This window comes from Streptomyces sp. NRRL S-495 (assembly GCF_000966955.1).
GTDB classification, from domain to species: domain Bacteria; phylum Actinomycetota; class Actinomycetes; order Streptomycetales; family Streptomycetaceae; genus Kitasatospora; species Kitasatospora purpeofusca.
This window is the reverse complement of record NZ_JZWY01000671.1, coordinates 1-1,999: the sequence shown is the minus strand read 5'-3', so window position 1 is coordinate 1,999 and position 1,999 is coordinate 1. Positions and strand designations below refer to the sequence as shown.

At 77.0% G+C, this 1,999-nt stretch carries 1 protein-coding gene; it reads left to right on the top strand.

Going from position 1 to position 1,999, the window contains the following annotated elements; translation table 11 throughout:
* Positions 1-1,999, top strand: a 1,999-nt coding sequence (locus VR45_RS30490; protein ID WP_045943099.1) for a copper-translocating P-type ATPase, incomplete at both ends; no start/stop codon positions are given.

The window sequence follows — 1,999 nt, the reverse complement described above, 5'->3', positions numbered from 1 at the left end:
GGTGGCGGCTGCTGGTGACGGCGCTGCTGGCGGTGCCCGTGCTGGTGCTGTCGATGGTGCCGTCCGCGCAGTTCCCGGGCTGGCAGTGGGTCTGCTTCGGATTGGCCCTGCCGGTGGTGAGCTGGGGTTCGGCCGGCTTCCACCGCCGGGCCCTGCGGGGCCTGCGGCACGCGGCGGCGACCATGGACACCCTGGTGAGCCTCGGTGTGGTCGCCTCCTTCGCCTGGTCCGCCTACGCGCTGCTGTTCGGCGGGGCCGGCGCGATCGGGATGCGGATGCCGTTCTCGCTGACCGCGGACGGCGGCGGCACCGCGCACGTCTATCTGGAGGCGGCCGTCGGGGTGCCGCTGTTCGTGCTGGCCGGGCGCCTGCTGGAGGGCAGGGTGCGGCGGCGCAGCGGTTCCGCGCTGCGGGCGCTGGCCGAGCTGGGCGCCAAGCAGGTGTGCGTCCGCGATCCGCGGAGCGGCGAGGAGCGGCTGCTGCCGATCGAACAGCTGCTGCCGGGGCAGGAGTTCGTGGTCCGTCCGGGTGAGCGGGTGGCCACCGACGGTCTGGTGGTGGAGGGCGGCTCGGCGCTCGACCTGAGCCTGCTGACCGGCGAGTCGGTGCCGGTGGAGGTCGGCCCGGGCGACCGGGTGGCGGGCGCCACGGTGAACGTCGGCGGGGCGCTGGTGGTGCGGGCGACGGCGGTCGGCGCGGACACCCAACTCGCCCGGATCACCGCGCTGGTGGCGGACGCCCAGGCCGGCAAGGCGCGGGCGCAGCGGCTGGCGGACACCGTCGCCGGGGTGTTCGTGCCCTGTGTGCTGACGGTGGCGGTCTGCGTGCTCGGCTTCTGGCTGGGCGCGGGCGCGGACCCGCAGGCGGCGGTGACGGCGGCGGTCGCCGTGCTGGTGGTGGCCTGCCCGTGCGCGCTGGGCCTGGCGACTCCGACCGCGCTGCTGGCGGCGACCGGGCGGGGCGCCGAGCTGGGCGTCCTGGTCCGCGGCCCGGAGGTGCTGGAGAGCCTGCGCCGGGTCGACACCGTGGTGCTGGACAAGACCGGCACCCTGACCACCGGTCGGATGGAGCTCGCGGCGGTGGCCGTGGCCGCCGGCGCGGGGGTCGACGAGGAGCGGGTGCTGCGGCTCGCCGGAGCCGTCGAGCACCGTTCGGAGCACCCGGTCGGGCGGGCTGTCGTGGGGGCGGCCCGAGCCCGGTGCGGCTCCGACCCCCTTCCGGTGGTGGCCGGGTTCGCGGCCACCACCGGGGTCGGGGTGTCCGGCGAGGTCGAGGGGATCCGGGTGCGGGTGGTCCGCCCGGACGAGGCCGCAGAACCGCTGCCCACCGAGCTGACGGCCGCGCTCGCGGACGCCTCGGCGGCGGGCCGCACGCCGGTGGTGGTGGAACTGGACGGCCTGCCGGTGGCCGTGCTGGCGGTCGGCGACACCCTGCGCTCGGGCAGTTGGCGTGCCCTGCACCGGCTGCGCGGCATGGGCCTGGAGCCGGTGCTGCTGACCGGCGACGGTCCGGGGGCGGCGCGCGCGGTCGCGGAGGAGCTGGGCATCGAGCGGGTGCACGCCTCGGCCTCCCCGGAGCGCAAGGCGGAGGTGGTGGCCGAGCTGAGGGCCGCCGGCCGGACCGTCGCGGTGGTCGGCGACGGGGTCAACGACGCGGTGGCGCTGGCCTCGGCGGACCTCGGGGTGGCGCTCGCCTCGGGCAGTGACGCGGCGATCGGCGCGGCCGGACTGACCCTGGTGCGCGGGGACATCGAGGCGGTGGTGGACGCCGTCCGGCTGGCCCGGCGCACCCTGGGGACGATCCGGTCCAATCTGGTGTGGGCGTTCGGCTACAACGTGGTGCTGATTCCGCTGGCGGCGGTGGGGCTGCTGAATCCGATGCTGGCGGCGGTGGCGATGTCGCTGAGTTCGCTGCTGGTGGTGGGCAACAGCCTGCGGCTGCGGACCTGGCGCCCGGGGCGGGGCACCGCGGACGAACGCGGGGGCGGTCGGACCCCGCG